Origin of the sequence: Legionella tunisiensis (assembly GCF_000308315.1) — a bacterium.
GTDB classification, from domain to species: Bacteria; Pseudomonadota; Gammaproteobacteria; order Legionellales; family Legionellaceae; genus Tatlockia; species Tatlockia tunisiensis.
This window is the reverse complement of the sequence record NZ_CALJ01000010.1, coordinates 1-22,677: the sequence shown is the minus strand read 5'-3', so window position 1 is coordinate 22,677 and position 22,677 is coordinate 1. Positions and strand designations below refer to the sequence as shown.

Genomic DNA, 22,677 nt, shown 5'->3' with positions numbered 1-22,677 from the left:
TTAGGCTCCTTTATTTTCTTTAATGTAGATTGCACCATTTTTTACTGCTGGTTGTTCATGATCCTGGCCTGGGATATTTTGGTTTTGTGCTTGGTGGCGAATGTCCATAATGGTTCCCAAAGTCTCATTCATCATTTTCTTGCGGACATCGTTTTCAAATGACAATGAGTGAATGTCATCATCCAATTTTTTCAGTGCAAAAAGGACCATGTTCATAGCAGGTTTTAAGTTTTGCACTTCTTGTACTTGCAATCCTGCTTGTAAAATACGACGCATCATTAAGGCTTTATCCAACATATTTTGGACAGCAATTTCCTCAGCTAATTTCGAGACAGTGAGCATCTGTTCTTCACGAGGTAAATGTTGAATTGTGATAATGACTTCATCAGTAATCAGTAAATTGGAGGCACTGACTTTATGCAGATTTTCTTCGGTCAGTGTCCATGTACCATTGACTAAATTCCATAAGGCTTTGGCAATGTTCTGACTACAGGTATTAGCGTTCGCACAGCTTTGCAATAAGGCTGATAAGCCTATCCCTGCTTTGGCATCGTGATTTTGTTTGTTTTCACTGCTGCTGACTTGAATATCACCCAGAACTTTAACTGCCCAATTGGCAGCATCAGTAGGCGTTGGCCAGCTTAGTGTCATAGGGATTTTGGTACTTGGTTTCTCCAAGGAATTTAAAGGTTTTCTCTCCAAAAGAATGTTGTACCCAGCAATGACTACATCATTAATCACTTTAATGGGGCGTTGGAATTTACCACCAGCATTGCCTTTATCGCTGCCTATCCAGGGTAGACCGTATTCATCTCGTTTTTGAGCAATACTTTTTGACGTTTCGGTCACATCGACGTTTTCCTTCTTAGCCCGTTTGGCAGCATCGAGCCATCCCTGACTATCTGATACTGATAAAATGCCTTCCATAGGAGATTGGTTTTGTTCCAATGCTTGTTTGACTTCCTGACAATCTTTAACTTTGAGGGTAAATTCATTTTGCGCGCTAGATGCAGCATTTTGTAGGACATTGTATAAAGCAGGCATGGATTGTTGTAGTTTATAAAGGGGAAAGCCTGCGACAGAGCCTTTCAAATTATCAATTACACCGCCAGGGATATTTAATGCTGATTTCTTTAAATCCTGAAAAGTATTGGTAATGGATACCACAGGATTAAAACCGCTACAGGAAAAGCCCATACGGCCATCTATATCTGCACCAATAACCAGTGTTTGATCTTTATTGACTGGTGGAATAAATAAATTGGATGTTCCTCCTAATTCGTAATAGTAATCAGATTGGCTAGGCATAAAGCTGCCAGCATGGATCAGTGAGGGGATTAGTAAACTAAGTAGTAGTGATTTCTTCATGGCATCGTCCTATCGTTTTTGAGGTTGTCCTACTTTGGGAAAGGTTAAAAAGTTCACAAGTTTGCCTTGGTGCTGAATACAGCCGCGGTATTTACGCCAGAGGACAAATACATAATTACCATTACCCGCTTTGTCATCTTCTGTACCAAAATCCTGTGCATCACCTGGATGAATATTTCGGTTAATGGGGTATATTTCCTGCCAGATGACCTTTGTGTTTCTAGGGTCATAAATGGCATTAGCCACTACACAGTTTTTTCCACAAGAATTACGGGTTGATTTGGTGACATGTAGGGGATTTTTATTGGTGACAATATCTACCGCGTGCATGGCTGCAACAACCGAAGCTCTATAGTTGTAGGGCTGAGTCACTCGCATTAATCGCGGAATTTCAGAACCCCAATTTTGAGTGAATGTGCCAATGTCATGATTAATTAATAGATGTGGATGAGTTCCCATGTACAATAATTCAGCAGCTTCTGTTCTATCCATGACCGCATCAGCTTCGGCTAGATAATAAGGAACACCAAAACCTGTTTCAGGTCTGTGTGACAGATAGGGGATTCGATAAAAAGCAGCAGGGCTGCCAATGACATCAACGATTCGAGTACGTTCATCATTGATATGCAGATCGGTGGTTTGTCCGCTGTCATTGCCAAACCCTAACGCAGAGCCGGTCGCAGCTTTATAGGCTTGTTGGTACATCGTTCTTGCTGCTTTATTTTCATAAAGTGTTCGTGCTTCAATCCAGGGATTTTCCTCTGGTTTATTGCTAACAGTAATGATTAAATCAGGCAAGAATTGCTCAACCGCGGGTGTGACTTCAAGCCTTGGCGGTAGGCGGCCTACAGCCCAGGTACAAGAACCAATCACTTTGTAATGGCTGTTTTGAAATAGCTTTTGCAAAACCCGTGTGGCTATGGTGAAGGTGTTCACAGGGTGAGGTGGGCTAGTGCTTTCTAAGGCAAAGGACAATTTAGTCATAAAAATAAGCCCTATTGTGATTAGCCGTTTTAGGTTGTTCGAGTTTTTTAGCCATGATTTCAGCAGCTTCAAGGACATCATGTTCTTTCTCCAGGAGGTGGCGTTGAGCTTTTTCTGATTTTTCAGTCATTAACAGGGCAAGCAGGTAGCGAGGTGGAATGACGCGAAATAATCCTTGATAGCGTGACCCTAATAAAACCGCTTCTGCATACAAGCCTTTTTGCGAATCAATATCTCTGATTAAGGTTTCCTGCTGCGGTGTTAATGATTTAAAGCGTTTGACATCAGCAATTTCTTTTTCATCAAGTCCCAATAAAATCCAGGTTTCAATCAACGATAAAATTTTGGTGGCCTTTTCTGAATTCATGTCCGTGACGTTTTGGGTAATAGCAACCAGCCAAAGCCCGAGCTTTCTTGCTACTTTGGCAATCAGTAAACACACGGTCACAACAGAAGGGATTTGAAATTGCAAATGGGATTCATCAATAAAGAGAAAGGTTGGTCTGTTATCGTTCTGGGTGGCTTCCGCCATGGCTAGTATTCTTGGTAGCAAAGACACCATGACCAAGGCCAATTTGCCGGTATCATCCTTAATGGCTGAAATATCAACATGAAAAATATCAAAGTCACCTAAAGGCTCTGTCGACACATTAAAAAAACGAGATTTGGCGCTGTTAATGACATAACTGTTTAATCGGTCGTGCATATCAAGGATACGGTCTTTCTTGCGAGCAACTGTTTCTCTATCCAGTCGTCGTTTAAAAGCACATACGATATGCTCAATGAGCATTTGCGGTATGTCATTGTTAAAGGAAGTTAAAATCGCATCACTTAACACTTCAATTAATAGAGTTTCATCAGCCAAAGTAAATTGTTCTTCTTCCAAAGCATTAGCCTCAGTAATCATGGTACGTAAAGCTAAAGCAAGCTCGGCCAGATAGGAGCGGTGACCATCACCACAGACCACGTCTTCTGAATTAGCAGGTTCTTGAAGGTTGCTCTTTAATTCCATGATTTTTTGAGCAATTAAGGTAGCCTGCTCTGTACTTAAATTATCTGTGATTTCGGGAATGGCTTTATATGCTTCGCAAAATGGGTTTAATGGGACTGCTTCATCTTTCTTATTGCTCAGTAATAACTGTTTGGTCTTTTTACCGTGCGCTTTAGCATGAGTGAGTATCCTGTCAAAAGAGTTTCCCATTTCAAAGAGTACTACTCGGGCATTTTTCATGGCTAATAATGATTGAATCATCCAGCCTGTTAAAACTGACTTACCACCACCTGAATTAGCAAAAATAGCGCAATGAGAATTTTGGCTAATAAAATCATGGTGCAATAAGTCAAAGAAAACGGGTTCACCTAAACGATTGAAAAAGGGAAAACAAGGTAAATGTCGTGCCCCTTGGTTGCGTCCATAGACCGGAAGCAGTGCTGCCAGCTCAGTGGCATACATCAGACGATCAAAACATAAGTATTTACGGGCATAATGAGGATCAAAATTAAAAGGTAGGGCGTTGAGCCAGGAATTGAGAGGATGGAGATCATAGCTAGAATGAATCAAGGGCATTTTGGCATCGTTGAAAATCGCATGCAGATTTTTTCTATGACTTGAGCTTGTTGCTCATCTTCGGCTTGATAAAAACAGCTTGATTAACCCAGAACAGCCGATTGCCAGTACTTAATTCATTACGGGCTGTTTTAATATCATCTCTGACTTCTTGAGGTTTTAGACTGGTTCCTACGATTCCTTTTTCCAATCGAGTCAAATGGGAATCAAGATTTTCATCATGACTAAAGACGACTTGGATTGTGTAGATGCTTCCTTCTGGTAAGGTGTCTAAAAGAGCGTATCGATGTTTGGGATTGGCTTGCTGTCTTTCTCGTGAGACTAAACCAATGATAGGCGCTTCTTTTAACCCATCCACATATAGAATTCTTTGTTTTATTCCTTCAAAGATGAAGCCTTGTTCATCGCTTTCAGGTGGAGCAAAGAATACATTTTGAGCTAGATTAAAACCCGCTGGTATGGGATTAGGATAAGGGTATTGTTCTAATATCTCGTCAGCTGATTTGGGATTAAACCAACGTATCCACCACTGGTAATAATCTTGTCCTTTGAGGCGTTTGATTTCCAGCCCAGGTGAACGCAGTTTGGTTTCAATCTGGCTAATGACTTCTTGATGTTCGAGAATAATTTGCTTTCGAGGTAGAGTGGTTTGGTGTAATTGTCTATAAAACAAAACTCTGATTCTTCGTCTTCGTCCACGGTAGGGCGCGCCTGTTTTGGGATCAATAAATAAGCCTTCGGGTCGGGTCATCTTATTGTAGAGATCGTGCAGGCGTTCTAAATAATCTTGCGTTAATGGACTTTCTCTAAATTGTTGGGGGATTTGGGTTTTAATATGAGTGATAACGGGATCAAGGCAATATTCGTCTTGAACAAACATCTGCATGACCCAAGGATCAACGGCATGAAGTGGAACTACCGATGCAAAGGTATCCCGAATTTTATTAAATACGGCTTGTAAATATTCAGGTGAAGCGGCTTCTGCTTGAATGTCGCCTAATTCAAACCCCGAACCTAAACTTTTACCATCGGCAAATAAAAGGATCTGCTCTTGTTCATTAAAATCAACAATAGCCAGTCTATCGGCAAAAGAGGGTAAAGGATTGGCGTAACGCTTTTTAACGGTTTGTTCCTTTATGGCTTGGGGATTCATTTCCCCAAGCAACCAGTTAGATAATCGTTTCATTATGTCTCCTTAATACAGTTCTGATGCCAAGGCATACTGGTTTTGCTTGTAAAGGAAAAAGCGAGTCGTGTAGGCAGGCTTGATGATTTGTTCATCACCCAATTGCGCCACATGCGCAAAAACATGGATAGGCACTTCGGGGTTAGGCAGTTGCTTAAATTCTTCTCCCGAATCATCAAGACGCATCTGTTGGTAAACAGGCTTTTGTATTGGTTGTTGCAGGCTCTGCTGATACAACTGTCTGACGGTTAAGCCCTGCTCAGGAATGGCGTTTTGCGACATCCTGGCAGTGGAACAAGCGCTTAATGCCAGACTAGCGACAAAGCATTATCAAAGTTTTTTGTTGATGGTAACCATAATCTAATACCCTCCCGTGGTGTTCTTTATCAATGGCTATGGTTTGGCTGAAATGTAAACTGAGTTGATTAGGGACAAACCCTGTATGGCCGCGGATACTTGCAGGAACAAAGACCATATCGAAGCTGCCCTGGATTCTTTTCTCAAGCCAGTCAGTAATCTTTTGGCTGCCTTCGTTGATTGCGCCACCAGCAGCAAAGTGTGCTAAGTCGCCTGTAGGTGTGGCAATGGCAGAACCTCCCTCTGCCTGATAACTCATTTGCCATTTAGATAGGGCATTTCCTGCACCTTGAATACCGCCAGCTGCCATGAAGGCTGTTAATACTCTGGGGGCATTGGTGATGTACTGTCCTTTGATACAAGGATTACCGAATTGCGTGGTCAGGTAACCAATGCTGTCGTTATTCACCAGCTCTGCGGAGCTTTTCATTTGTTCTTGGCCGACATTCACAAAATGTCCATCCTCAAAGACAAATAGGGCTGAGGTGACATAGGCGCGAACACAGCTGATGTTATCGAGAAAGGAACCAACGCCAATCGAATAACCGCTGATTTTCATACCAGTGATTTCTTCGGGTAGTTGCATCCCATTGGCTGTCATTAAATCCCCTCGACTGACAATTGCTGTAAAGGGAAATAAAGGCTGCATGAGTTTGCCCTCAACAGGAACTTCGCCGATTAAAGCTGATAAGAGCGTGATTTTGCTGAAATCGCTGCCAGCTGGAATGGTATAAAAAGGCGTTTTAGTGGGTGCTTCTTCCTTAGTTGATGTGTCATGTTCAGGGAAATTTGCCTTCTTTCGGTGTCTTTATCCAGCAAGGTATCCAGATCTTTAATTTGACCGGATACAGGCGCTTGATTGCCTTCCATGGGGTAGGATTGCGTTTGATGTTCAGTGAGTGACGCAAATTTTTCCTTTAATGCATTCAGTTCATCTTGCAGTGCAAAACTTGTTTCTTGTTTGGGTTGTTTTAATTGTTTTTGCAGCGATTTATTCTCTTTGTGCATTTGATCTAATTTCTTTTCTGTTTCTAATAATCGCGCGGAAACATCACGAATATTGTCATTGAATTGGCTTGCTATAGCTTCGCCAAAATTATTAGGATTGGGCGTATTGTTGTTAACCGGTGCGCTATGACGGCTATTAATAAGAATCATAATGACCGCAAAAACCACCGAGCCTGCCAGAATTTTAATGCCATTGTTTTATTCATCGGCTGTACCTCGCATGTTGGATGAGTGCTGTTGCAAAAGGTTGATCAGAAATTAAAAAGACAGTAGTGCTTTCGTGTTGATTGCGTGGCGGCAGTTCGCTTTTTGGGTAAAAACTGGCGGTTTGCCAATGCCCCATCAGCTTGGTGAATTGCAGCTTTATAGGTTGATTCAGCAAGTTTTTTAAATCGACTGCGGTGACGTAAAGATTGCCGCCACGCCATGAAGCCAGAGGATGAGCTTCAATGCTTGCACCATAAAACAAAGGGATGGTTTTATTGGTTTGCATAGGTGAGCGGTAAATTCCCTCTGGAATTTCTCTGACCCGTTCAGGCGAATACAAGGCTTGAATGGCAAAACGGGTTAATTGAATAGCGTTGTATTCATATTGACTGGCTCCTGCATTAAGGTTGATTTTAGGATCATCTATTAGAATCTCAATTGGCGTGGTGTTGATTGCTTTCTCATTGGCATTAAGATTAAGAATAACCACTTCGCCTTCAGGCAATAACTGGACAATCAAGCGAGAATTTTTGAATGATTCTTTGGCTTTAAGATACAAGCTACCTTTGACTTTCAGAATATCGAGGCTGGCACTGAGTTGTTGATCAATCACCTTAATGGCTTGGGGAAACTGGACTAACCGCTCTTTATTGATCGGTAATTCAATTGTTAAAGGAACTTTTTCCCAAACCAGGTGTTCACTTTGCAGGGCATGGCTTAGGTGCATCACAGAAAAGCACAGAGCGAATAAGCTAATTTTAATGAGTTTCATGGTGTTCCTCCGTGTCGACCAGTAAATCTTGTAAACGTTCTTCAGGACGGGTATAGCCATCCAGAGCTAATTGAAAAGGGTTGTGAAGACGCGACAGGTTGAGCTTGACCACACGAAGGTGATAAGCCACTACTTTGTCAGCAATGACCATGGCAGAATTGTCTTTGAGCCTTTGCGTAATGCGTAGTATCAGCTTGACTTCCCAGGTATCGGGACCAATTTTTTTAATGTCTTGCGGTTCCATAAAGCGATAGAGACTTGCTACTTGAGTGCGGTCAAAGAGTTGAGCGTTTTTATAAGCTGCCAGGGTTTCACGAAGTAACTGCTCATGCCGTGATGTGAAGTAATAATGAAAGACTTTAATGTTTAGGTTGAATTCTTCTTTGCCTTTATTAGACCAGCTGTAGAGTGTCGGCATTAAGGAAGTCACATATCCTTGCACGTATTCATTCGGTATTTCGCTTGCCTTCATTAAACCGCCATTAGCAGCCATATTAGGACTAAGCCAGAATTCATAGCGTTTGGGCATGATCATCAGGTTAATAATTAATGCTAAGATGATGATTGATAACACACCGACAAAAGCCAGTAATAAACGATTGTGATGTTGTAGGTTGTCGATTTTTTTCCAGTAGTTAAACATGCGGCTCTCCAACAGATTTATTCTTTTGCCAAGTTCCCTGGTAATGAATCCAAGGTGAATGTTTGAGCCTTAATCGCACCATCCACTGAATCGTTTTCTTCATCACATAACCATAGGGCTTACCTGCTTTGATGCGGGAAACTCCTTTAGGCCACACAGTAATAGACAGAATGAATCCAATCACAAAACCGATGCAGCCAGAGGCCAGCGGAAACTCAACCATTGCTCCTAAGAGAACGAAGAACAGGGTAGTTGCTGGGGTTGTGGTGATAACAATCCAAAATAATTCACGAAGACTTAAACCTTTCCAGGCTGGGAAGTCGTGTGACAGATGGCGCGAAGAAGGCTGACTCATATTTCACCTCCTATATTTTGAACTTGGTAATCATGGTGTAACCCACATAACCAGAAGCAATGCTAATGGCTAAATAGGTGATGCCCATTACGGCAAAAGTACCGAAGGCCACCATGGATCCTTCGTTCTTTTTAGACTCTTCAATACCGTGTTGTACCGTGGTAATGAATTTAATAAAGGTCACGACAGCGGTAATGAAGAGCAATAAACCCAGACCTTGTTTGACGTAATTCCCTGTCACGGTCATCATGCTTTTAGAGCCGTCCCCGATGTTGTCCGCGTCGGAAATTTTAGGGAACCAGTTATCTGCCAATAGCACAGGGGCATATAAGATATTTACTACTCCAAGGCAGATTGAGCGAAGCATTGTTTTCATGTTGTCTCCTTAACAAATAAAACTAAAATGAAGATCATCAGACCAATCACTAATCTGATGAGCCGAGAACCCAGACGCAGTAAGTATCCATGTTGTTGTTTTTCCTCTGCGTCCATCATGTGGTTGACAGACCACATCACCGCTAATATCACCAGGGCTATGGCAATAAAGCGGATACTGCCGGAAAAGACTTGTGCCGATATGTTATTGCTTGCTTGTTTAAAGGTGGTGGCAAACATTCTGGCTATTTCGTCTTTACTCATTAGGGTTTCCTCACAAAGTCCATTTCCAAGGCTTTGATCTTGCGTGGTGCAATGATGGATTGGTTGATGTAGTCAATCAGGCCATTGCGAATATTCAGTAAATCTTCTCTTAAGCCTGCATGGTGTTGGCCTTGGATATCTTCAAATCTTTCAATTTGTAATTGGATGCGAGCATTAGGAGTTATCTGTGTTTGGGCTTCATCAAGCAGAGGCATAATGGCGTTAATCTGGTTAATGATGCGCACCAGAGTTTCATTTAAATCAGGATTATTCGCCCAGCTGTGCAGGCTTATCATCATTAAGGTCAAACAAAGCAATCGTTTCATGATTTCTCCCTATAAATACTTCTTAAAGCGACTGGCCGTCATGGCCACCATTAAACCCATCAATAAACTGATAGGAACAAAGACATAAGCAGGGGTGATACTCACAGGCAGGGCAAGCCAGAGCATGAGTAAAATCACAAGTCCCTTTTTTAAATAGTGATTGAGCCTGTGGAATACATAAGAGGATTCACGGCCTAGACAAGCAGTGCGTATTGCTCTTTGGTTAAGACCATCAACCAGGCCTGCAACCATGGTCAGTGCAAACAAAGGCATGGCAGCGAATAAAATGATGAGTTTGATTAACAGACATTGACTGCTTAATAAAACCAGCTGGAAAAACTGTTGCGATTTTTCGAGTAAGTCTGCTGCAAATTCATTAATCGCTAATTTGTTTAAATGGGGAATAGTCAGCGTCCAGCTAGGTTTAGCATCTAATGGTAGGGCTGCCAATAGTGAACCTTGATAAACAGGGGTGATGGCTTCTCGTTGAGTATTTACAAGGATATTGACCTTATCAAAGGCAAATGGATAGCCATGAAGCATCCATTGACTTACAGCCCAGATAATCAACGCTAACCAGCCCAAGATAAGAACTAAAGTAAGCTGCATAGTCATTTGTCTGGAATATTGTTTTACTGCCATATAACCCCCTCAGCAATGATTAAGGGGTAATGCTGTTCATGGATGTAATTCAGCAGTGGATCAACATTGACGGGTAATAGTGGCAATTTAAACTTTTCTTGCAGAGCTACAATGGTTTCAAAGTCATTCACATTGGTGATGAACCCAGTGGCTTGCATGGATTTTAATTGCTCTTGATGTTGTTCTAACCATTTGATGGATTCTCTATCCGCGCCTATGACAAATAGAGCCATGTTTAACAGATTGGTATCCAATTTTTTGCGGCTTACTTTGCCAACAGTGGCTTTGCTCTTTGCTGGTACGCCAATAGGGCTAGACAGATTAAGTCTTAATGACGCATCACTTTGTGACAGCGTTAAAGGAATCACATTCATGCTATGAACATTTAAAGCGACCAACAGCAAGAGCAAAATCCTAATCATTAAAATCTCCCTAAATCGACGACTTGCGAAGTTTTGCCTTTTGCCAGTAAGAGCAAGGGTGTTTGTTTCTTGTCGAGTTTTAAGCCCTCATACTGTTGGCTACCTGGGTTCAAGGTGATTTGTTGACTGGTCACCAAATGGATAGGGATTTGATGTCTGTTAGCCCAAAGTTGGATAGCACTATTGTCCATATCCAGAAAGAGAAGATTGAGCTTGGTGTTTGGTGTACGGCTAATAGCATCGACCAGTTGCAGTACAATGGTGGTTACAGCGTCATCGGCTCTTATAAAGAAATAGAGCGTTTCACTTTCTTTTAATTGAATGGGTTGATGTGCATAGGGAGAGTAAGGAGATGGATCAAAATCACCTACTACAGGAACATCTTTAAACAGTTGGTTATAGGCTTTGTAAAAGGCATTGTTCCAGGCTATGTTTTGCGCGACCTTTTGGGCTTCTTGAAGGGCAGCAAGTTCGGCGAAATGCGCTCGTTCAGCGTCATTCCTAGCATTTAGCCCAAGAATATCAACAGGTGTCATACGCAGATCTTTGTAGTAAATACCACTTCTGCTTTGTATTAATTGCAGATAGCGTTTTTCTTCTGCCTCACTTAATCCCCAGGCTTTGGCTTCCTGTTTTTGTAAGTCGTTAAGTTGAAAATCTTTGTCTTCAATAATTTCATCATGAAATTCAGCCAGACCTGCTTTCGTCAATGCATTATCAGCACTTTGCATAGGTGGGGTGACAATACCTGGGATATACAAACTAGCAATTGCCTGCTGTCCCAAGAGTAAACCGATTGTCAATGTGGACAACTTAAGCATGGCTCACCTCTTGTTGATTCAGATGAACCAGCAAATGAGCTTTGTCAGCATTTTCAAATTCTATGGTTTGCTTGGCAAAGTCAATTTCAAAGACAGTCCATCCGGCTAAGGAATCACCTTTTTCCAATGCTTGGGTTTTATAATGGTAGGAAACAGAGGCAACAGAAACTTCTTGAATACTATCTATACTCAAGACCTTAAAGGGCAGTTGGCTTTCAGGAAGCATTTTGACAGGTTGTTTTTCTCATCCAGATGACGCAACAAATCAGTAATGCCTTCAAGTTGTTTCTTAATGGCAACTTGCTCAGTAGTAAACATTTCACCTAATTGGTGTTCATCTTTGTTTTGTATTTGTTGAATGAACTCTCCCAATTGCTTTATGTTTTGAGTAATAGGCGATAAATCCGGTTGTTCCACAGGTTGATTGAGTTGTTTTTGTATGGTGGTTAATCGCTGATCCAGCGTATTAAATTTGTTGCTCTCAACAGAGGGTTGGCTTTTTAAACAAACGAATACAATCAACAATCCATTTAACAAAAGAAGACTAAGCCATTTGGCATCCAAATACTTTTTCATCGTGCTCTCCTTGCTATCAGACTAAAATTGACTTCTCTTAACAGGTCATCCTGCTTGAGACTGAATAGATGCTGCCCGACTAATACCGTCAGCCCATTGGTAATAGTTAAAGGACCTAAATTTCGGTTAACCTGCGGCAGAGGTTGTTGAAATACTTGTTGTAGGCCTTCGCTTTGCTTTTCTTTTGGAGAAAGGTGATACCCCGAATAACGAAGCCAGTAATTCACAGCTTCTCCAATAGTCTGTATGGATGCAGGAAAATGAATTTGTTGAACGGTTTTCAATGGATTAATCTGAGCTGCCAAAGGTTGATTATTGACCGTGGCATAGCGACCGACTTGGGTTATGTTAGCTGCCTGAGCACTTATGCTACATAAAACAAAACCGCAAAATAGAGATTTTCTAAGCATGATTATCTCCTGATTGTTCTGTCGATTTATTCCGTAATTCTTGAGCCAAGGCATGTTGTTCAACCGCTTTTCGGACAAAGACTTCTTTACGCTCAACATCAACATGTTTAGGAGCTTCTATACCTAGTTTGATTAGCCCCTCGTTTTCAGAAAGCAGATGCACCTTGATTCTGCCTTTATCAATGTAAATTTCTTCGCCGATACGGCGGATTAAGGTCAACATGATGTTTTCTCCTTTGAGTCTATAAACAGGTGTTTCTTCATTTCGTTGATGTGGAATTGGACAATTTTGGGATCGGTAGGTGTATGTGTTTCTGTTTTCTTCTTTAATGCTTCTTGACGGGCTTGAATGCCCTTTTTTATGTCAGGCAGCATTCATAAAAGAGAGGTAATGAAGGCGGAAAATGTTCAGTTTTCTTGGTTTTTCCAAAGCGAGTTTCAGAACTTGATTATCAAATTCTTGCAAGCTTTCAGACCATTCAAGTCTGGCAATATCGAGTACTTTTGCATTGTTATATGCAGATAGCCATAAATACCCATAAATTGCATTAAAGCGTGCAAAGAGCGTGTCAATTCGTTTATCGCTAACTGGTGGCTGCGCCGAATGGGATGACGTTGCTTGCGAGTTCCGGGGCTGGGTCGTCTTCAAAGTCGAAGCTGAAACTTGCGTCTTTGCAGGATTCAGCGAGGATATCTGCTGCTGATTTTTTACGAGCACTTGTTTGATTGCTTGCATTCGTTTGCTCCTGAGTTCTTAGGGGTAATAGTTCATCGTTCCAACATTGTTGGGTTAGCCAGTTAGCGGGAAATTTCCACTTGGGAACCCACTCACCCGCGAGTTCCATTTCTTCACGGTTTTGGATTTGTGCTTGAAGGGCATCAAGCATTTGAGAAAACAATTGGTCATCAGGACGTAATTTAAAAAACACCTGAAACGCTCTGGTTTCATCCTGCTTCTGTGGATAAAGAGACCAAAATTTTTCAAATTGTTGGCGCACACACACATACATATTTTCTGAGTTATGAGGTGTGTCGGGTTTTGTATTTTTTACTGTGTTGTGTTTTCGATATTTTTTATCATAACCTGATGATTTAATATTATTTTTATCGTTCGGGTTTGTGTTGGGTTGATGTGTCGGGTTTGTGTCGGGTTTATTTTGAACAGACAAATCCGAATTGGCTAACAGACATTTTAAAATGAGTTGTTTACCAATAGATTGAATTTCAACAAGACCTGCTCGTTCAAGAGCATAAATAATACGGCGCAATTGTTGACGGCTTGGACTACCTGAATGTTCATAACCTTGGTGTGGTTCAACATAGAGTTCTTCAGAAAGTTGTTGATAGCTAATTTTACGCTTAACACCTACCAGAAAGGTCTCACGATCCATATACGGACGAATCCCCAGCAGATAGGCTGATTGCTGAATATAAGGCAGTCCCATCAGTGCAGATAATTCATCGGTATTTACAAACAAAAATCCCATTTTTCTGTTTCATCCTTTAAAAGCACCGCTAAAAACAGCACTTGCATTATCAAATGATTTCAATTAGTATCAATCAATAACACGAAATGTGTTGTTGATAACCCATTGTAAATAGACACTTTTTAGTGTCAATGGGGTATTTCTGATTGATATCAAATGAACCTAAATGAATATGAAAAAATTATTGGTAGTAGGATTACGCAGGCTAGAAAAGCGAATGAGTTGACGATTAAAGTTTTGGCAGAAAGGACAGAATTAGGGGCTGCCAGGATTGGGAATTGGGAGCAGGGAACTCGGAGTCCTGGGCCGGAGGAGGCCTTAATTTTATCTAGAGAGTTGAGAGTTGCTGCTTCTTGGTTGCTTTGTTTGACAGATGATCCGAGAGGGGAGTTTATTGATTGGGTTGTAAGAATGTCCCCAGCTTAATTTAAGTATTATAAATATTTCTACATATCTTATTTATTACGGGAGTTGAGGATTATATTTCAAGTGTTCGTTTTGAATTTTCAATTGTCTATTCTCAAGCATCGTCCAAACTTCATCTTTTGTAATGCTGGTTAGTAAATAGGAAGTATAATGAATATGAGGCCCACCTTTAAAATGATTATAAGTCTTTACATAAGCGTCATTGTAATCAAAATACAATAGATGCCATTCATTTTCTTTTGTAAATAGATGTGCAGATATTACTCTTCTTTTTCGAAAGTGCTCTTGAATTTTTTAACGAATTTCTTCGCTCTTTTATCAGTGATTGGCCCAATACCGTTATTATAAAAGGCTTCTTTTCTTCTTCTGTATGTTTTATATCATCAGGTATGAAATACTTGTGCATTTTGGAGTGGGTAAATCCCCAAGCATTTGCGTTAAATATTGCGCTACAAAGCTCTTCTTTGGTCAATATGATTTTTTGATCATTTTTTATATCATTTTTCTTGTGCAGGGAAAATAGTTTTAATAGGTGAACAGGAAAGCCTATGTTTCTTAGTTTTTCCTCAATCCCACCCCGTTGTTCTGCTATGATTTTTTACTATATGATCCGTCAACCCATCTAATGGTACTCCATTTAACTGAAGAACACGTTTATAAGCTGTTTCTATTCCTTTATCAAAATCGTCCATTTGTGGACCCATTATAATTAATGAACCAAAATCTTGCATTTAATTTTACTCCATATTGATCATCTTAAAGATAATCAGAACATAATCCGATCATTAATTAAACATTGATTCTCTGAGCCTATGATTGATCATTGAGAATATACAATCAATGCATCATAATGATCTCCTTTGTACTCCTTTGACAATAATAAACATGAACAATGAAATAATGACAATAAAGGAAGTAGCTATTTTTTAAAAGTTAATCAAAGGACTATATATAGATTGGCTATCAATGGAAAAATGCCAGCTTTCAAAGTAGGTGCATCATGGCGAGTAAGTAGAGATGAACTAAATATGTGGATTGAGAATCAAAAAATGATAGGCACCAGTACTAATGAATGAGATAACGTCATACCATGCTAAATACTATGCTCATGAATTGAGTATTCAACATTCAACTAATAGTGTTGATCGAATTTCACAATCATTGTTTGATGCCAGCGTAGATCTAAATCCTCATCAAATTGAGGCAGCTCTTTTTGCTTTAAATAATCCTCTTTCAAAAGGGGTTGTACTTGCAGATGAAGTTGGTTTGGGAAAAACTATTGAAGCGGGTCTGGTCTTATGTCAATACTGGGCAGAACGGAAACGTAAATTAATTATAATTTGCCCAGCTTCTTTAAGACGTCAATGGGCTCAGGAATTAACAGATAAATTTAATCTACCATCAATAATACTGGATGCTCGAACTTGGACAAAATTAAGAAAAAATGGATTATATAACGCACTTGATCTTAAGCAGATTATTATAATTTCATATAATTATGCAGCTCGGATTGAGGAACAGCTTATTGCAGTACCATGGAATTTAGTGGTGATTGATGAAGCACATAAATTACGTAATGCTCATCGCGATAACAATAAAATAGGACAATCATTAAAGCGGGCTTTTAATAATTGCAAAAAACTACTACTTACAGCAACCCCGTTACAAAACTCATTGATAGAATTATATGGTTTATCAACGATTATTGATGAACATATTTTTGGAGATGATAAAGCATTTCGTAAGCAGTATATGTCTTTAAATGGTGATTTGCCGGAATTAAAAGATCGATTAAGTTCATTCGTAAAAAGAACATTAAGAAAACAAGTACTTGAATACATTAATTATACCGAACGAAAAACCATTACTACTCCCTTTCATCCATCTGATGCTGAACAGGAACTCTACGATAGCGTTTCTGCTTTTCTTGAACGAGACGAAAGTTATGCACTTCCCAAAAAACATCGTCATCTAACGGGATTAATTTTGAGGAAACTCTTAGCTTCAAGTTCTCATGCGGTACTTAATACACTTGAAGCGATTAAACGACGTTTGGAAAAGCTGCGTGATCAAAATATTGACGAAGATTTTATTGTAAATTTGATCGAAGATGATGATTTAGAAACGGATTATCTTGAGGAATTTACGAATGAAAATGAAGATAATACTGAAGATGATAAATCATTTATAAATGTAGAGCAGTTGGAAATTGAAATACGGGAAATTGCACAATTCATCCAAAAAGCAAAATCTATTGAATCAGATAGTAAACTTAAAGCTTTACTACAAGCTTTAGAAACTGGGTTTGCTCAAATGGATTCAATGAATGCGAATGATAAAGCTATAATATTCACCGAATCTAAAAGAACACAAGAATACGTTTATCGCTATCGGGAGGCAAATGGTTTTGATGGTGAAGTTGTTTCATTTAGTGGTAGTAATAACAGTCCAGAAGCAACAAAAATATATAGACAATGGTTAAGTGAATATAATGGCTCGGATCGTATAATTGGATCTCCTCAGGTAGACAAGCGAACTGCTTTAATTGATCATTTTAAAAATCATGCAAAAATAATGATCGCAACGGAAGCTGCGGCTGAAGGTGTAAACCTACAATTTTGCTCATTATTAATCAATTATGATTTGCCTTGGAATCCACAGAGAGTAGAACAACGTATTGGACGTTGTCACCGATATGGCCAAAAATTCGATGTTGTTGTAATTAATTTTTTAAATCAACGCAACTATGCAGATCAGAGGGTCCTTGAACTGCTTACTCAAAATTTAAATTATTCGATGGAGTGTTTGGTGCTTCTGATGAAATCTTGGGAAGTATAGAATCAGGAGTAGATTTTGAGAAGCGTATACAATCTATCTATGAAACTTGTAGAACGCCTGAGGCCATAGCCCATGCTTTTGACGATTTACAAAAGCAGCTCGAAGAGGATATTAATTCCAGACTAAGAGATACTCAAAGACTTCTTATAGAAAATTTTGATGAAGATATTCATGACCTTTTAAAATAAAGCTTGATCAAGCGGAGCAAAGGCTTGATAAGGTAAGTCGCTGGTTTTGGGCACTGACTAAACATCAACTCCAAAATTATGCAACTTTTGATCATGATAATTACAGTTTTAAATTAACTAAATCTATATCAGAAGATACTACTATAGGCACTTATGAGTTTATTCGCACCAATGGTGAAACGCGAGAAATTAGTCCCCATAGTCATGCCTATCGTTTAACTCATCCACTTGGAGAGTATGTTATTGAGCAAGGTAAAATCTTGATACACCAATAAATGAAGTTATTTTCAATTATCAGAAGCATGATGCAAAAGTTGCCATAGCCGAACAATTACAAGGAAAATCTGGTTGGTTGATCTTGAAATTACTGACGGTAAGGTCATTGCAAACTGATCAATACATGGTATTCACTGGTATAACCGATGACCTTAAAATTTTAGATGGTGAATCCTGTCAAAAATTATTTAATCTGCCTGGACAGTTAAATAGTTCCATCCAACAATTAAATGCACCTCTCCATGTGTTGTCTTCTCAGAGTCAAAGACAAGTTAATGCAACCTTGTCATTAGCGATGGAAACTAATAATAGATTCTTCCAAAATGAGCGCGAAAAATTGGAAAAATGGGCGGATGATAAAATTTTGGCAGCGGAACAAGCATTACAAGAAACAAAGGCTAAAATTCTAGCATTCAAAAGAGAGGCCCGCCAAGCTCACAGTATGGAAGAACAGCAAATAGCCCAAAAGCAATTACGTGATTTAGAGAAACTTCAAAGATGCCAACGCCAAGAAATTTTTAATGTGGAAGATGAAATTATTGCTAGGCGTGACGAACTTATTGAACAACTCGAACAACGGCTTAAACAAGAAACTAAAATAGAAGAGCTTTTTACCATTCGTTGGCGAGTTGTGTAAATACCGGGCTAAATAACGCTATTTAATATCACAATATATTAAATGAAGATTGGAATTATTGAAATGAGTGAATCATATAAAAAATTAATTAATACACTTCAGAACATTTTTCGAGATGGACAAAGCAGATCTAGACTTCGGTATTTATCGAATCATGAATCAAAAACGGGATGAAATTAATAAATTCCTCTATGATGATTTGTTGCCCCAAGTAAATCAGGCCTTCGCTGATTTTGAAGACGATAACAGTACGATACTGCAAGATGAGTTAAATAAACTTATAAAAACTCTAATCGAAGCAGGGATCGATCCTGAAAATTCACCAAAGGTAATAGAATTAAAAAATCAATTATCCAATCGTATAGATAGAATTGCATTAGAAAATGAAGTTTTCAAAATTACAAACTTTTTTAGTCGTTATTATGATAAAGGTGATTTTATATCTCAACGTCGTTATAAAGCTAATACCTATGCAATCCCATATGAAGGCGAGGAAGTTAAACTTTATTGGGCTAATTATGACCAATATTACATTAAATCCTCTGAGCACCTTAGAGACTATGCTTTTATAGCTAAAGATGGTCAAGATAATGACCAACCTTTTCGAATTAAATTGATAGAAGCCGATACAGAAAAAGACAACATTAAAGCAAAGTCTGATGAAGAACGACGTTTTATATTGGATGAAGACACTCCATTAAGTATTGAAAATAGTGAATTGCTTATTCATTTCAACTACATTCCTGTAGGAAAAAAGATCAAAAGAAATTAAATGAGGATGCAGTAAAAACTATTTTCCAACAAAAAGGCGAAGAATTTACTGAATGGCTTCACATATTAAAAAACCAGCTCCAACAGATAAAAATAAAGGCCGGACTATATTAGAGAAACATATTAACGATTATACCGCTCGCAATACATTTGATTATTTTATTCATAAAAATTTAGGTGATTTTCTACGTCGAGAATTGGATTTCTATATAAAAAATGAAGTATTACATCTAGATGATATAGATGATTCTACTTTTCATATAACTGAGCAACAGCTACGGAAAATTAAAATTTTACGAATTATTGCCCATAAAATTATTAGGATATTAGCACAAATTGAAGATTTCCAAAAAGGCTTTGGTTAAAGAAAAAATTTGTGGTTGAAGCTAACTATTGTATTACTTTGGATCTTGTGCCCCGAAATTTAATTCCTGAAATTATCGGAAATCAACGGCAAAGAGAAGAATGGAAAAATATATTTTCTATAGAGCTAGATAAGCTAGATAAGGATTTTAATACTATGGATTTAGATATCTTTCTGAAAACAGAAGGATATACTCATTTAGTAGTTGATACAAAATATATGGAAGAGGGATTTAAGAATAAGTTACTTAGTTCAATGCAAAATATAGATGAAACTTTAAATGGTGAGCTGATAAATTCAGATAATTTTCACGCTCTCTCATTATTAATGAATAAATATGAACACAGAATAAAATGTATTTATATTGATCCACCTTACAACACATCTTCAACACCCATACTATACAAAAATGAGTATAAGGATTCATCATGGTTATCGTTGATGGATAGTCGAATATCATTTTCTAAAAGCTTATTAAGTGGCGATGGTGTAAAAACAATCGCAATAGATGATACAGAATTAAGTAATCTAGGGAAGTATTTAGAAGATAAATTTATAGATTACAGAATCTCAAAAATCACTGTAGTTCACAATCCCAAAGGTTCAATTACAAAGGATTTCAATAGAGTTCATGAATATGCTTTGTTTATTACTCATGAGGATTCTAAGAACTGTATAGCAAGAACACTTGAAGAAAATAAAAACCTCAGGAAATTAAGGCGATGGGGAGAAAACTCGCTTAGGACTGAAAGAAAACTATCATTCTATCCGATATACATAAAAGATAGAAAAATTACTAGAGTGGGTGAAGTTCCATCTGACGACTTTCATCCTTCCGGAAGAAATGTACATCTTTCTTCCGGAGAAATTGAAGTCTGGCCTATTGATCAACATGGGATTGAGAGGCGTTGGAATTTTGGCTTGGATTCTATCGTTGATAATTTGAGTAGAATTGCCGTTGAAGATATTGATGATTCTCTAGATTTATTTGTAACTCATGAATTAACTGTTCCGAAAACTGTTTGGTCAGGGGGCCAGTTCGATGCAGGTAAATATGGTAATTCTTTGCTTATAAACATTCTTGGAGAAAAAAATTTGATTTCCCCAAATCCATTTATACCGTGAAGAATTGCATTAACTTGATTACAGCTGATCATAAAAATGCTGTAGTTCTTGATTATTTTGCTGGTTCAGGAACAACTGGTCATGCTGTTGTTGAACTTAATCGTGAGGATAACGGACAAAGAAAATATATATTAGTTGAAATGGGGCGACATTTTAATGATGTCATCCTTCCTCGCATGAAAAAATTATTTATTCCAAAGATTGGGATGGTGCTAAACCGAAAAGTGATTCTAATGGAAAGTTGTACTCTGTTAGTCAACTTTTTAAATATATTAGATTGGAATCATATGAAGATACACTTAATAATTTAAGAATATCTCAGAATGCTCAAAGTCGCACTCTTCTTGATTTAAATGATGATTTTCGTGAAGACTATATGCTTGGATATTTCATGGATATAGAAACTTCTAGCAGTCTTTCTCTTTTAAATATCGAACAATTTGAAGACCCTTTTAACTATAAGTTGAATATTGCTTCTAGCAGTGCTGGCGTAACAATACCCACAACTATTGATTTAGTAGAAACCTTCAATTATCTCATTGGTTTAAAGGTTAAAACTATCGACTTTATACGCGGCTTTAAAATAATTATTGGAACTAACCAAAAAGAAGAACCGATCTTAATTGTTTGGCGCAAAGTTAAAGAAAAAGATAATACCCAGCTTGAAGAGTTTCTAGATAAGCAGGGATATAATCCTCGTGATACTGAATTTCAGCATATCTATGTTAATGGTGACAACACCCTGGAAGATCCTCATTCTAAAGTTAAGATGATAGAAATTGAATTCAAACGCCTCATGTTTGACGTGAAAGACGTTTAAGGAGCATCAAGCATGGCACGTTTCGAAGATAAATTGGTATTAGGAAACTGGATACTTCATCAATTTGGCATGGAAAATCTAGAAATCTTGGGTAAAACTTTATCTGCTCGTCATTTGATTGGGTTTAATGAAGAGAATTCTAGTAAGTTTCTATATGAAATAATGAGCTTGATTCCAGAAGAAAAACGAACAGTAAAAAATGAGCTTCTTCGACAATATGATGACAATATTGTTAAATATTGGAGGCAAATAACGGAGAAGCGAAATACTTTCGGTAATATGTTATATCCTCTGTATTTCCAATATTTGTCTATTCTATTTACAGAACATTATCTTAACTGTTATTTTTCAGACAAATCTGGATTATGCAGTGAACTTAATCATTTCTTGGTAAATTTTAATCGGTCATTTACTGAACCACATCGTATTGAATCATTCAAAGAGAGTGAGCTCAACAAACTAGCGATATGGATTGCTACAGGTGGCGGCAAGACACTGATAATGCATGTTAACATTTTGCAGTTTCAACATTATCGTAATAAATTTGGAAAAGACAAATATTTTAATCGCACTATATTGTTAACAACCAATGAAGGTCTATCCCTGCAACATAAAGAGGAGATGGATGCCTCTAATATGGAAGCTGAATTATTTGTTAAGGATGGCGGTGCTTTATTTATGGCATTTTCAGCACAAATTATTGATATTCACAAGTTAAAAGATAAATCTGGCGATAAAACCATCGCAGTTGATTCTTTTGAGTCAAATAATCTTGTATTAGTAGATGAAGGTCATCGTGGTGCCAGTGGAATTGATTGGATGACGAAACGTAATCAATTGTGTGAAAATGGATTTTCATTTGAGTATTCAGCTACTTTTGGTCAGGCCATTAAAGCTGCTAGCGGTAAGGATACTGCACCTAAAGGAAAGCAACCAAAAGCTCCTAAATATAGGTTGACTCAGCAGTATGCCAAATCTATTTTATTTGATTATTCATATAAATTTTTTCACGGAGATGGTTACGGAAAAGATCATCTTATTTTAAATTTAAGTAATGCTTGGGTAGAAGATCAAATACAGCTTTATTTAACGGGTTGTGTTCTCAGTTTTTATCAGCAAAAAAATTTTTTAAGGATAAACAATCAAATATTAAAGAATATTTATTAGCGGATCCTTTATGGATTTTTGTTGGTGGTAAAGTAACCGCAAATAATGAGGCTAATGTTGATACCGTTTCTGATATTCAGGCAATTATGCAGTTTGTGGCCAGGTTTGTAGCAAATAAAAATGGCGAGACATCGCATTTCATAGATCTTTTTTAAAGCAGCAAGATGATCTTAGAGATTCAAAGGGCAGGCTCATTTTTTCTGAAAATTTTAATTACATACAAAAAATTCAAAAATTCACAGATCCATATATTGTATTTACTGATGTTACTAAAAACTGTATTTAATACTGAGAA

At 38.2% G+C, this 22,677-nt stretch carries 29 protein-coding genes and 3 pseudogenes; 11 read left to right on the top strand and 21 right to left on the bottom strand.

All coding sequences use genetic code 11. The annotated features are described in order from the left end of the window. The 19 genes and pseudogenes from BN58_RS00755 to BN58_RS00665 all read right to left on the bottom strand — a co-directional run bounded on the left by BN58_RS00755 (window position 1) and on the right by BN58_RS00665 (window position 13,770). Window positions 1-1,368, bottom strand: a complete 1,368-nt coding sequence (locus BN58_RS00755) for an integrating conjugative element protein (protein ID WP_026069164.1) — start codon at window positions 1,366-1,368, stop codon at window positions 1-3. 9 nt (window positions 1,369-1,377) lie between these two features. Further along, window positions 1,378-2,352, bottom strand: a complete 975-nt coding sequence (locus tag BN58_RS00750) for a TIGR03756 family integrating conjugative element protein (RefSeq protein ID WP_019215205.1) — start codon at window positions 2,350-2,352, stop codon at window positions 1,378-1,380. Next, window positions 2,345-5,105, bottom strand: a pseudogene (locus BN58_RS36710) (conjugative transfer ATPase). Before BN58_RS36710 ends, BN58_RS00750 begins: the two are co-directional and overlap by 8 nt. A gap of 9 nt (window positions 5,106-5,114) precedes the next feature. After that, the gene (locus tag BN58_RS00740; RefSeq protein WP_026069163.1) at window positions 5,115-5,417 is read right to left on the bottom strand and encodes a TIGR03751 family conjugal transfer lipoprotein; all 303 of its coding nucleotides are present in this window, start codon (window positions 5,415-5,417) and stop codon (window positions 5,115-5,117) included. Further along, window positions 5,408-6,620, bottom strand: a pseudogene (locus tag BN58_RS38195) (TIGR03752 family integrating conjugative element protein). Before BN58_RS38195 ends, BN58_RS00740 begins: the two are co-directional and overlap by 10 nt. A gap of 52 nt (window positions 6,621-6,672) precedes the next feature. Next, the gene (locus BN58_RS00730) at window positions 6,673-7,449 is read right to left on the bottom strand and encodes a TIGR03749 family integrating conjugative element protein (RefSeq protein ID WP_019215203.1); all 777 of its coding nucleotides are present in this window, start codon (window positions 7,447-7,449) and stop codon (window positions 6,673-6,675) included. Next, on the bottom strand, window positions 7,436-8,092 hold the full coding sequence (locus BN58_RS00725; protein WP_019215202.1) for a DUF2895 family protein: 657 nt from the start codon (window positions 8,090-8,092) through the stop codon (window positions 7,436-7,438). Before BN58_RS00725 ends, BN58_RS00730 begins: the two co-directional genes overlap by 14 nt. Beyond that, complete coding sequence (locus BN58_RS00720; RefSeq protein ID WP_010652868.1) at window positions 8,085-8,447, bottom strand: TIGR03750 family conjugal transfer protein; 363 nt, start codon at window positions 8,445-8,447, stop codon at window positions 8,085-8,087. The genes BN58_RS00725 and BN58_RS00720 overlap by 8 nt, the downstream gene beginning before the upstream one ends. Window positions 8,448-8,457: 10 nt before the next feature. Then, window positions 8,458-8,823: a hypothetical protein gene (locus tag BN58_RS00715; RefSeq protein ID WP_010652869.1), complete on the bottom strand. Its 366-nt coding sequence runs from the start codon at window positions 8,821-8,823 to the stop codon at window positions 8,458-8,460. Further along, on the bottom strand, window positions 8,820-9,086 hold the full coding sequence (locus BN58_RS00710; protein ID WP_010652870.1) for a hypothetical protein: 267 nt from the start codon (window positions 9,084-9,086) through the stop codon (window positions 8,820-8,822). The genes BN58_RS00715 and BN58_RS00710 overlap by 4 nt, the downstream gene beginning before the upstream one ends. Then, a complete protein-coding gene (locus BN58_RS00705; RefSeq protein ID WP_019215201.1) occupies window positions 9,086-9,412 on the bottom strand; it encodes an RAQPRD family integrative conjugative element protein in 327 nt (108 codons plus the stop codon). Before BN58_RS00705 ends, BN58_RS00710 begins: the two co-directional genes overlap by 1 nt. 9 nt (window positions 9,413-9,421) lie before the next feature. Then, window positions 9,422-10,054 (bottom strand): TIGR03747 family integrating conjugative element membrane protein, encoded by a 633-nt coding sequence (locus BN58_RS00700; protein ID WP_019215200.1) that lies wholly within the window; start codon window positions 10,052-10,054, stop codon window positions 9,422-9,424. Then, complete coding sequence (locus tag BN58_RS00695) at window positions 10,045-10,476, bottom strand: integrating conjugative element protein (RefSeq protein ID WP_019215199.1); 432 nt, start codon at window positions 10,474-10,476, stop codon at window positions 10,045-10,047. Before BN58_RS00695 ends, BN58_RS00700 begins: the two co-directional genes overlap by 10 nt. Next, window positions 10,476-11,297 carry a TIGR03759 family integrating conjugative element protein gene (locus BN58_RS00690; protein ID WP_019215198.1) on the bottom strand — a complete coding sequence of 274 codons (822 nt, stop codon included), beginning with the start codon at window positions 11,295-11,297 and terminating at the stop codon, window positions 10,476-10,478. Before BN58_RS00690 ends, BN58_RS00695 begins: the two co-directional genes overlap by 1 nt. After that, complete coding sequence (locus BN58_RS32260) at window positions 11,290-11,490, bottom strand: hypothetical protein (RefSeq protein WP_232220228.1); 201 nt, start codon at window positions 11,488-11,490, stop codon at window positions 11,290-11,292. Before BN58_RS32260 ends, BN58_RS00690 begins: the two co-directional genes overlap by 8 nt. Further along, window positions 11,487-11,873, bottom strand: coding sequence for a hypothetical protein (locus BN58_RS20825; RefSeq protein ID WP_232220227.1), 387 nt, complete (start codon window positions 11,871-11,873; stop codon window positions 11,487-11,489). The genes BN58_RS32260 and BN58_RS20825 overlap by 4 nt, the downstream gene beginning before the upstream one ends. After that, window positions 11,870-12,283, bottom strand: coding sequence for a PFGI-1 class ICE element type IV pilus protein PilL2 (pilL2, locus tag BN58_RS00680; RefSeq protein ID WP_019215197.1), 414 nt, complete (start codon window positions 12,281-12,283; stop codon window positions 11,870-11,872). The genes BN58_RS20825 and pilL2 overlap by 4 nt, the downstream gene beginning before the upstream one ends. After that, window positions 12,276-12,506, bottom strand: coding sequence for a carbon storage regulator (locus BN58_RS00675; RefSeq protein ID WP_019215196.1), 231 nt, complete (start codon window positions 12,504-12,506; stop codon window positions 12,276-12,278). Before BN58_RS00675 ends, pilL2 begins: the two co-directional genes overlap by 8 nt. A gap of 361 nt (window positions 12,507-12,867) precedes the next feature. Further along, window positions 12,868-13,770: a hypothetical protein gene (locus BN58_RS00665; RefSeq protein ID WP_019215194.1), complete on the bottom strand. Its 903-nt coding sequence runs from the start codon at window positions 13,768-13,770 to the stop codon at window positions 12,868-12,870. A gap of 156 nt (window positions 13,771-13,926) precedes the next feature. Here BN58_RS00665 and BN58_RS00660 point away from each other — a divergent pair, with 156 nt between their 5' ends. Then, window positions 13,927-14,196, top strand: a complete 270-nt coding sequence (locus BN58_RS00660) for a helix-turn-helix domain-containing protein (RefSeq protein ID WP_019215193.1) — start codon at window positions 13,927-13,929, stop codon at window positions 14,194-14,196. Between the two features lie 229 nt (window positions 14,197-14,425). Here BN58_RS00660 and BN58_RS20815 read toward each other — a convergent pair whose 3' ends face one another. Beyond that, a complete protein-coding gene (locus tag BN58_RS20815) occupies window positions 14,426-14,668 on the bottom strand; it encodes a hypothetical protein (protein ID WP_019215191.1) in 243 nt (80 codons plus the stop codon). A gap of 94 nt (window positions 14,669-14,762) precedes the next feature. Beyond that, window positions 14,763-14,900, bottom strand: coding sequence for a hypothetical protein (locus BN58_RS30380; RefSeq protein ID WP_232220226.1), 138 nt, complete (start codon window positions 14,898-14,900; stop codon window positions 14,763-14,765). Between the two features lie 231 nt (window positions 14,901-15,131). Here BN58_RS30380 and BN58_RS36705 point away from each other — a divergent pair. From BN58_RS36705 to BN58_RS00625, 10 genes and pseudogenes are all read left to right on the top strand, one after another. Beyond that, a pseudogene (locus BN58_RS36705) lies at window positions 15,132-15,272 on the top strand (helix-turn-helix domain-containing protein); the annotation flags it as partial. A gap of 85 nt (window positions 15,273-15,357) precedes the next feature. Continuing rightward, complete coding sequence (locus tag BN58_RS31390) at window positions 15,358-17,034, top strand: SNF2-related protein (RefSeq protein WP_232220225.1); 1,677 nt, start codon at window positions 15,358-15,360, stop codon at window positions 17,032-17,034. Next, window positions 16,998-17,222, top strand: a complete 225-nt coding sequence (locus BN58_RS31385; protein ID WP_232220224.1) for a hypothetical protein — start codon at window positions 16,998-17,000, stop codon at window positions 17,220-17,222. The genes BN58_RS31390 and BN58_RS31385 overlap by 37 nt, the downstream gene beginning before the upstream one ends. A gap of 382 nt (window positions 17,223-17,604) precedes the next feature. Further along, window positions 17,605-18,135 (top strand): hypothetical protein, encoded by a 531-nt coding sequence (locus tag BN58_RS31380; RefSeq protein ID WP_198009782.1) that lies wholly within the window; start codon window positions 17,605-17,607, stop codon window positions 18,133-18,135. Between the two features lie 115 nt (window positions 18,136-18,250). Then, complete coding sequence (locus BN58_RS27860; protein ID WP_156812286.1) at window positions 18,251-18,907, top strand: hypothetical protein; 657 nt, start codon at window positions 18,251-18,253, stop codon at window positions 18,905-18,907. 52 nt (window positions 18,908-18,959) lie between these two features. Next, a complete protein-coding gene (locus BN58_RS27855; RefSeq protein WP_019215187.1) occupies window positions 18,960-19,271 on the top strand; it encodes a hypothetical protein in 312 nt (103 codons plus the stop codon). Window positions 19,272-19,282: 11 nt separating this feature from the next. Further along, window positions 19,283-20,395 carry a DNA methyltransferase gene (locus tag BN58_RS27850; protein WP_051131819.1) on the top strand — a complete coding sequence of 371 codons (1,113 nt, stop codon included), beginning with the start codon at window positions 19,283-19,285 and terminating at the stop codon, window positions 20,393-20,395. Beyond that, window positions 20,392-20,706, top strand: coding sequence for a DNA methyltransferase (locus tag BN58_RS30375; RefSeq protein WP_019215186.1), 315 nt, complete (start codon window positions 20,392-20,394; stop codon window positions 20,704-20,706). Before BN58_RS27850 ends, BN58_RS30375 begins: the two co-directional genes overlap by 4 nt. After that, window positions 20,673-21,215 carry a hypothetical protein gene (locus BN58_RS29410; protein WP_019215185.1) on the top strand — a complete coding sequence of 181 codons (543 nt, stop codon included), beginning with the start codon at window positions 20,673-20,675 and terminating at the stop codon, window positions 21,213-21,215. The genes BN58_RS30375 and BN58_RS29410 overlap by 34 nt, the downstream gene beginning before the upstream one ends. Before the next feature lie 12 nt (window positions 21,216-21,227). Further along, on the top strand, window positions 21,228-22,382 hold the full coding sequence (locus BN58_RS00625; RefSeq protein WP_019215184.1) for a DEAD/DEAH box helicase family protein: 1,155 nt from the start codon (window positions 21,228-21,230) through the stop codon (window positions 22,380-22,382). The last annotated feature ends 295 nt before the right edge of the window (window positions 22,383-22,677 follow it).

What these genes read in the sequence shown, in the direction of transcription:
- BN58_RS00755 (WP_026069164.1), bottom strand. Translation starts at nt 1,368, where the DNA reads ATGAAGAAATCACTACTACTTAGTTTACTAATCCCCTCACTGATCCAT.
- BN58_RS00750 (WP_019215205.1), bottom strand. Translation starts at nt 2,352, where the DNA reads ATGACTAAATTGTCCTTTGCCTTAGAAAGCACTAGCCCACCTCACCCT.
- BN58_RS00730 (WP_019215203.1), bottom strand. Translation starts at nt 7,449, where the DNA reads ATGAAACTCATTAAAATTAGCTTATTCGCTCTGTGCTTTTCTGTGATG.
- BN58_RS00725 (WP_019215202.1), bottom strand. Translation starts at nt 8,092, where the DNA reads ATGTTTAACTACTGGAAAAAAATCGACAACCTACAACATCACAATCGT.
- BN58_RS00720 (WP_010652868.1), bottom strand. Translation starts at nt 8,447, where the DNA reads ATGAGTCAGCCTTCTTCGCGCCATCTGTCACACGACTTCCCAGCCTGG.
- BN58_RS00715 (WP_010652869.1), bottom strand. Translation starts at nt 8,823, where the DNA reads ATGAAAACAATGCTTCGCTCAATCTGCCTTGGAGTAGTAAATATCTTA.
- BN58_RS00710 (WP_010652870.1), bottom strand. Translation starts at nt 9,086, where the DNA reads ATGAGTAAAGACGAAATAGCCAGAATGTTTGCCACCACCTTTAAACAA.
- BN58_RS00705 (WP_019215201.1), bottom strand. Translation starts at nt 9,412, where the DNA reads ATGAAACGATTGCTTTGTTTGACCTTAATGATGATAAGCCTGCACAGC.
- BN58_RS00700 (WP_019215200.1), bottom strand. Translation starts at nt 10,054, where the DNA reads ATGGCAGTAAAACAATATTCCAGACAAATGACTATGCAGCTTACTTTA.
- BN58_RS00695 (WP_019215199.1), bottom strand. Translation starts at nt 10,476, where the DNA reads ATGATTAGGATTTTGCTCTTGCTGTTGGTCGCTTTAAATGTTCATAGC.
- BN58_RS00690 (WP_019215198.1), bottom strand. Translation starts at nt 11,297, where the DNA reads ATGCTTAAGTTGTCCACATTGACAATCGGTTTACTCTTGGGACAGCAG.
- BN58_RS20825 (WP_232220227.1), bottom strand. Translation starts at nt 11,873, where the DNA reads ATGAAAAAGTATTTGGATGCCAAATGGCTTAGTCTTCTTTTGTTAAAT.
- pilL2 (WP_019215197.1), bottom strand. Translation starts at nt 12,283, where the DNA reads ATGCTTAGAAAATCTCTATTTTGCGGTTTTGTTTTATGTAGCATAAGT.
- BN58_RS00675 (WP_019215196.1), bottom strand. Translation starts at nt 12,506, where the DNA reads ATGTTGACCTTAATCCGCCGTATCGGCGAAGAAATTTACATTGATAAA.
- BN58_RS00665 (WP_019215194.1), bottom strand. Translation starts at nt 13,770, where the DNA reads ATGGGATTTTTGTTTGTAAATACCGATGAATTATCTGCACTGATGGGA.
- BN58_RS00660 (WP_019215193.1), top strand. Translation starts at nt 13,927, where the DNA reads ATGAACCTAAATGAATATGAAAAAATTATTGGTAGTAGGATTACGCAG.
- BN58_RS30380 (WP_232220226.1), bottom strand. Translation starts at nt 14,900, where the DNA reads ATGGGTCCACAAATGGACGATTTTGATAAAGGAATAGAAACAGCTTAT.
- BN58_RS27860 (WP_156812286.1), top strand. Translation starts at nt 18,251, where the DNA reads ATGGACAAAGCAGATCTAGACTTCGGTATTTATCGAATCATGAATCAA.
- BN58_RS27855 (WP_019215187.1), top strand. Translation starts at nt 18,960, where the DNA reads ATGGCTTCACATATTAAAAAACCAGCTCCAACAGATAAAAATAAAGGC.
- BN58_RS00625 (WP_019215184.1), top strand. Translation starts at nt 21,228, where the DNA reads ATGGCACGTTTCGAAGATAAATTGGTATTAGGAAACTGGATACTTCAT.